The organism is Pseudofrankia coriaricola (genome assembly GCF_001854805.1).
Classification (GTDB): Bacteria; Actinomycetota; Actinomycetes; order Frankiales; family Frankiaceae; genus Pseudofrankia.
On record NZ_MBLO01000145.1, the window covers coordinates 1 to 6,452 of the forward strand.

The 6,452-nt window shown below is 66.3% G+C and carries 6 protein-coding genes; 3 read left to right on the forward strand and 3 right to left on the reverse strand.

Annotated features, from left to right (window positions below; genetic code table 11):
• Positions 1-2: 2 nt before the first annotated feature.
• From BCD48_RS19920 to BCD48_RS19930, 3 genes are read right to left on the reverse strand one after another with little or no spacing between them, the layout of a single operon-like run.
• Positions 3-638 (reverse strand): transposase, encoded by a 636-nt coding sequence (locus BCD48_RS19920; RefSeq protein ID WP_198543159.1) that lies wholly within the window; start codon positions 636-638, stop codon positions 3-5.
• Positions 563-1,081 (reverse strand): winged helix-turn-helix domain-containing protein, encoded by a 519-nt coding sequence (locus tag BCD48_RS19925; protein WP_241841602.1) that lies wholly within the window; start codon positions 1,079-1,081, stop codon positions 563-565. Before BCD48_RS19925 ends, BCD48_RS19920 begins: the two co-directional genes overlap by 76 nt.
• 33 nt (positions 1,082-1,114) lie before the next feature.
• On the reverse strand, positions 1,115-4,339 hold the full coding sequence (locus BCD48_RS19930) for an effector-associated domain EAD1-containing protein (RefSeq protein ID WP_071049939.1): 3,225 nt from the start codon (positions 4,337-4,339) through the stop codon (positions 1,115-1,117).
• A 50-nt stretch (positions 4,340-4,389) separates the two neighbouring features.
• Between BCD48_RS19930 and BCD48_RS51445 the strand changes: the two genes are divergently transcribed.
• The 3 genes from BCD48_RS51445 to BCD48_RS19940 form a co-directional block, all read left to right on the forward strand.
• Positions 4,390-4,527, forward strand: a complete 138-nt coding sequence (locus tag BCD48_RS51445) for a hypothetical protein (protein ID WP_157910539.1) — start codon at positions 4,390-4,392, stop codon at positions 4,525-4,527.
• An 80-nt stretch (positions 4,528-4,607) separates the two neighbouring features.
• Positions 4,608-5,276, forward strand: coding sequence for a hypothetical protein (locus tag BCD48_RS50750; RefSeq protein WP_131804061.1), 669 nt, complete (start codon positions 4,608-4,610; stop codon positions 5,274-5,276).
• A gap of 75 nt (positions 5,277-5,351) precedes the next feature.
• Positions 5,352-6,452 (forward strand): hypothetical protein (locus BCD48_RS19940; protein WP_131804062.1); only part of this gene is annotated, 1,101 nt, incomplete at its 3' end.

Below are 6,452 nucleotides of genomic sequence, written 5' to 3' on the forward strand. Positions count from 1 at the left end.
GCTTACTGACGTTGAACTCGCGAGGTGACCAGCTGTGGGGGTTCGAGTTGTAGGCCGGTTCCGGTCAGGAAGCCCGCGAGCAGGTCAGGGCGGTACTGGAGGCGTTTGATCGCGGTCCTGATGACGTGGATCAGGTGGTCCAGGCCGTGCGCGGCGAGGTTGGCCAGCGTCCCGGTCTTCAGATAGGCCCAGAGGCTTTCCACCGGGTTGAGTTCGGGGGCGTAGGCCGGTAGCCAGGCCACGTCCAGCCAGTCGGCGTGGTGTTCGACGAACGTGCGGGTCAGCGCGGCGTGGTGGGCGGGCAGGTTGTCCCACACCACCGTGATCTTGCCGGGGAGCTGGTGATGCGCGGCGCGCAGCAGCCCGGTCAGGTCGGACGGAGTGACCCCTTTGGGTTCGCCGCGACGGCCTCGGTGGACCCGCAGCCGGTAGAGCAGCCGGGGTCTGTGACCGGGGCGCAGACACAGCAGGCCGATGATCGCGACCCGCGGTGAGCGCCGCGCCGAGACCGCCACGATCGGGGTGCGGCCACGGTGCGCCCAGGTCCGTCCCTTCGGCGGTCTCAGCGACTGGCCGGTCTCGTCGAGGAAACAGATCCAGGCACCGCGGGCCGCGGCCGTTCTTTTACCCGCGGCCACCCGTCCCGCTGCCAGGTCGCGACCGCCCTCTCGTCGCGCTCGACCGCCCGCCGCGTCGGGCGCTGCGCCGAATAGCCCAGCCGGTGCAACAGCTTGGCGACCCCGGTCAGCGTGTAGGACTGCCCGAACAGGTCCTCGATCAGCAGCGCGACCCGGGACAGGGTCCAGCGCTGGTCGACCGTCCAGCCGTGCACAGCCGGCCCGCGATCCAGCTCGTCGTCCAGCCGGGCCAGCTGCTCGTCGTCCAGCCGGCAACGCGACGCCGGCCCGGACGACCGCAACGCCTCCGTCCCGCCGGCGCGCCAGGTCTGTTGCCAGGCGTAGGCGGACTTTCTCGACACCCGCAGCCGCACGGCGACCTGCGGCGCAGGCAGGCCATCAGCGAACATCGCCGCGGCCCGCAGACGGACCTGTTCACGGCGGGCACGGTCCGCATCCGTCAACCCGCCACCATCGGCATACCTCATACCTCGGGGCTACCCCACAACCCGAAGCTCACCCCACGAATTCAAGGTCGATAGTGGGACAGCGCGTGCCGCGTCGAGCAGTTGTGTCGTGATGTTCTCCTGAAGAGGACCCCTGGCGCGCACCGTCAGCGCGCTGAAGATCGTGACCTGAGCCAGCGGCGAGGTGCCAGGCGGTACGGCGTCGGCTATAGCCGACAGCGATGCGGAGGGTAGACAAGTGACGAGGTCAGCCAGTATGTCGACCCGGGTATCGGGATCATCGACCTCGGACGCCGCAGCGAATGCCTGCTGGCGGCCAGGTGCCGTCAGGTGCGGGGCGAGGCGAACCAGGGCCTCGGCCCGCTGCGCGGGTGTGTCCAGGTCCAGGACCGCCTGGAGGGCATGCCGAAGGAGGTCGACTGGCAGGTGCGGCGCCAGTTGGTCGAGGGCTCGCCCTCGCCGCGTCTTGGAGGTCAGGCGACAGGCCAGGTCGACGGCACGGGCGAGATGGCGGTGCGGAAGGAACGGCGCCAGCGTGCACAGCGCGTTCACGTCGGTGTCCTCGCCGATGATCTCATGGGTCAGCGCCGGACGGTCGGCGGCCGGCAGTAGGGACAACGCAAGTCGCGCAAGCGCGGTGTTGACCGCGGGTCCGCGTCGGCGGACAGCGGTGACGACCGTGTCGATCACATCCGGCTGATCGTCTTTGGGTAGTTCAGCGAGAAGGGTGCGCAGGGCGTCGAGCCGTAGTTCGTTGTCGCCGCGGTCGGACAGTAGCGCGTCGAGCAGGCCGGTCAGCCCATCGGCCGCCCCCGTGGCGCGGACCGCCGCCCCGGTCTTGTCAACCGAAGCGTTGAGCTCCACAGCGAGCGATTGAGCATCAGCGAGGAGCAAGCTGCGCTCCGGCCCTGATGCGCCGCTCAACATGCTCAATAGCAGGCACATCCGCCAGTGCGGATTGCGTAGTTCCGCTATCCGCGCACGCAGCGGCGAACGCAGCTCGGGAAGCCAGCGTGAAGCCAGAACCAGCGCCGAGATGTCGGTCGCCAAAGCGTCCTCGGAGCGGGCGACGGTCAGGAGCTCATGCCGGACCAGGTAGGGGACATGGCGGGCGAGCCTGGCAAGCAGCCAGACCGGGCTTCGTCGTCGCCCTCCAGTAGCGGCCATGGCAGCTTCGAAGAGCGTCGGGCGGTCCTCGGCCGGGACACACGGGATCAGCGCTGAGAACGCCCACGCACGGTCGGTCGCCTCGTTCACCGCCGCCGCGGCGACCGACGCGTGCGTGAACAGCAGGGCACGGTCGATCCCGGGCGGCGCGGGAAGCCGGGCCAACGCGGCAAGCGCCCGAGCCCGCGCTAGCGGATCCGCGACCATTCCGCAGTACGCCCAGGCCGTGGCAAAAGACCAGACTCCTCGCTGCACCAGGGCAGACAGGAGCGGGGTCGGCACGTTCACCGCGATACCGACAACCGAACTCGTCACCAGCGCATAATGCATCTCCAGGGCTCGGGATGACGCGAGCTCCTCAGGCTCAGTGGCACGATCGGTGGCCCGTCTAGCGCATCGCCAGGCACGGTCGATGTCGGCCAGGTAATGGTGGGACCACCCAGCCTCCTCAAGAACTGCGAACCACCTGTTGGTGGTCGAGGCCGACCTAACCGGTACCTCAAGCGCCAACAGCCGATGGAGCGTTTCGTCGAGGCCGGCGTGCTCCAGATGGAACGCCAGATGCGTCAGGCCATACTCGTCGCCGTTCTGAGCCGACGGCAGCGCGGCGTCGAGCCCACCCCAGTCCCGGAGGTACGTCTGGGCCAGATGGGCGTGCAGCTGTGGCAGTTCCTCGCCCGCTGACGAGAGCAGGTACTGATACAACAACTCGTGCAGGGCGAACGTCGCATCCTCGTTGCGGTACGTGAGCAACGATCGTCGCGACAGGTTCCTGATCATCGTTAGGCTCTGCAGCTCGCTGAGCCCCCGACGCGACCAAACCCGCCACGCGGCCACGACCGGGACCGGCCCGCATCCGGCGAACACCACCAAGTCTCCAAAGGCTGCCCGATCGTCGGCGGCCAGGACGCCGACACCGATCTCCAAAGCGGCGAGCAGTGAATAATTCGGATAGCCGCGGAAACGCTGTTTGAGCGCTCCCAGATCGGCGGACTCCAGCAGCGACGCAACTTCGCCCCAGCCATGCCCGCTCCCGACCATCGCCCCGCAGATCGCGAGAGCGAGAGGAAGCCCGCCGCACTGACCGACGACCTTCGCGGCATCCTGGGTCAGTACGGTGCTCTCCGACCTGGAATATTCACTCAGCAGCTGATACGAGCCGTCCAGATCGAAATTCTGAACCTCGCAAAGGACAGCTCCGTACGGCACAATCTCCCGGTCCGTGGTCGTGACGAGGATCGCCCCGTCACGGCCGACGACATCGAGAGCACCGATCAGCTCCTCCGACACCAGATTGTCTAGGACGATGAGGCAACGCAGCTCTGTCAGTCGCTCCTGCAACACCGGCTTGAAACTAGCGATCGAGTCGGGAGGTAGCTCGCCCAAAACACGGAAAACCTCGGCCTGGCAGCTTGTGGCCGATGGAAAGTCTCGAGCGTCCAACCACCACACTCCGTCCGGGAACTTCTCCCGAACACGAGGGTCGTTGGCGACATGCTGCGCCGACAGCGTCTTCCCGCTACCACTCATCCCGGTCAACGCGACAATCAGGCCTTGACTGCCCCGCGCCACGTCGGCCAACGCACGTACAGCTGCTTCTTCGACGGCGGGCCGAGGAACGAACTTGTCATTGGGGTAAGGCACGGGAAGCCCAGCCATCCGCCGGCCCTTTGCGGCTATTCCGACAGCTGAGGCGCCTATCTCGTGCGCCCGCAGGCTATGCCGCTGGCCTATCGCCCGACGAGGCCCCGCTCCCTCCTCGGCGGCCTCAAAGGAGGCGAAGATTGGGGCGCCGGAGAACTCACGCCGAGCCGCGTCGAGTAGCCGACGCCGGCCATTCACGACCTTCCCCGCAGCCAACTGCCGGAAGACCTCCGACCACCAGTCCACGGCCGACAGCCCGCCCGCCCAGCCCGGCTGATGCTCGCGGGGGAAGCCAATCGATGCCAGCACCCGATTCGCCGACCACTGGTCCGGGAACATCCTCGCGAACGCCTGCACCTCAGCAGCCGGCAGATCGTCCACCATCTCCCACCCCTGGAAGCGCGCGCCGAGCCGCAGGGCACGACCCGTCAGAATCAGAAGCATCCCACCGAGCAAGACGAGCTGACTGAGCCGGCCCCTGTTGGCAGACCATCATGCTGGACTCCGTCGCGAGCGATCTGCCGGACAGCCCCGGCTCGGTAGTCGTCGTCGCCCCCTTGTGGCCGTACCGCGGCGCCCGCGATACCACCCCAGCACGGCACGACAGTGACGAGGTCCTCTACCGCGAGTAACGGACCCTGCTGCATCTGGCCGATGTCGTCCAGATCAGCGAAACAACCTTTCTGTCGGAGTCGATAGGTAGTCTCCCGCCATGTCGAAGATCGAGTACGAGGCCGCATGGGTGCCCGATAGCGATCCGGACCGCGACTGGAGCGACGCGGCCGAGCCAGCTGCGACCTGGACGATGGGTCAGGCTGCGCGGCTGGGCATCAGGCCACTGTTGGTAACCCCGACGCAGGCCCAGTGGGACGCTGGGCCAGAGGTCATCGCGCGATTCGCCCGATCATGCGAGGCCACCACTCCGCGGAGTTCTCCGCAAGGCGTTGGTCCTGCGGCCGTGCTCGCGTATGTACCGGACTACCAGACCATGCAGCTCGCGATCCGGTACGCCCGTGGCGGAGCACTCGCGGTCATCGAAGGGTTCACGACTCCGCTCTGCGGCTGGGCGATCGAGGTCGGCGCGCTGGACCTGCTGGAGAATCTGGTCACCCCGGATCTCCGGTCCGCACATCTGCGTAGCGCGCTTGACCGCATCCACTTCTACGGGAACAACGGATGGACCAACGGGTTCGGAAAGGACGCGACTGTTCGCCTTCTCCACGACATCGTCGAACAGAACGAACTCGACCAAGACCTGATCCTTGGATTCATGCTCGCACATGGGCATCATCACAAATCCATCGAGCACCTCGCCCGAATCATCGAAAAGGCGCGGGAATTCAACCCGAATCGACAGCGGGCCAATTCTCGACGCTGGTGACAGCCACGCATACCCCGCCAACAGATGGAACACGCTTCGGTCATGCCAGCCCATATGGCTATCGTCCCTTTCTTGGTGACCAAGTCCGAGACGATCACGAGCATCATGACTACTCCATCGATCCCTTCCGGTGTGGGCGTCATGGCACTCAGCGGGACGTCGCCGCGCGGTAAACCCTTACTGACCATTGTCAGAGAAGATCCTTGCTCCTTCGCCCGGGTCGTGGCGCCCCTACCCAAGGATCTGCTAGAAACTCTCCATATCCAGCGCTTTGCCGTTGACTGTCGGTGCGCGACCGGAAGCGAACTCTTCCACGCTATCGAGAAAGGTAGTGACCCTCCGGACGTCGTCGCACATCTAGACAATGGCGTGAAGGTCGGGTGGGAGCTGACTGTCTTCTCGATTGAGGAACGCCGTGCGGCGCACAGGCTCTTCGGCCAGGTACGCGAGGCGCTCGCCTTCCAGCAGCGCCACCGGGTCGGGCATCTCATTGGCTACATGGTCTACATCTGGTTCGGTACGTCGACGGATCTCACTGGTCTGCCCTTCCGTCGAAACGACCATAACGCGCTCATTGAACTCGTCGATTCGCTGGTCAGCCACCGGCCCGACCCAACGGCTCTGCTGGTCGAGGACGGGGAACTGCCGCAGAATCTCAAGCTGGCCCAGCTCGGACTGGTCCGCACCCCGTCCGATGCGACCTACCTCTCGGCTCCCATGCTTGGCGGAGCCCCGACCTCGATGTTCTTCGCGCTCACCGGGTTCGAGCTCGGCCTTGCCTTCCAGTCCTGCCACGAGGCACCCGCAGGCTGGGACTCCTTGCGTACGCAGATCGCACGCAAGGACAGGCCAGGCAATGACAGGCTACTGATCTCGGCCGGCGCACCTGACCGCCTCGGTCAGTGCTACCCGGCCGAGGAACTCCTCGCAGATTTCCTCCTCCAACATCCCGAACCCGTCCAGACGCGTCACCTGCAGTCCGTCGTGATCCACTTCTGGAGTTCCGGCCGGGCGGTCGAACTGGTCGCACCCCAGCCCACCGAGCTCTGGCCGCCGCCCTACACCGGCCACGTCCCAGCCCACCCAGGGTGCCGTCAAAGTCCCTTTTCGCTGATCAGGCCGATGATCTGGAGGACGCGTTCGGGCTGGCGGGCGGTGGCTCGCAGGGCTTTGGCG

Coding starts and splice junctions, on each gene's coding strand:
- BCD48_RS51445 (WP_157910539.1), top strand. CDS start 4,390: ATGCTGGACTCCGTCGCGAGCGATCTGCCGGACAGCCCCGGCTCGGTA.
- BCD48_RS19930 (WP_071049939.1), bottom strand. CDS start 4,339: ATGCTTCTGATTCTGACGGGTCGTGCCCTGCGGCTCGGCGCGCGCTTC.
- BCD48_RS50750 (WP_131804061.1), top strand. CDS start 4,608: ATGTCGAAGATCGAGTACGAGGCCGCATGGGTGCCCGATAGCGATCCG.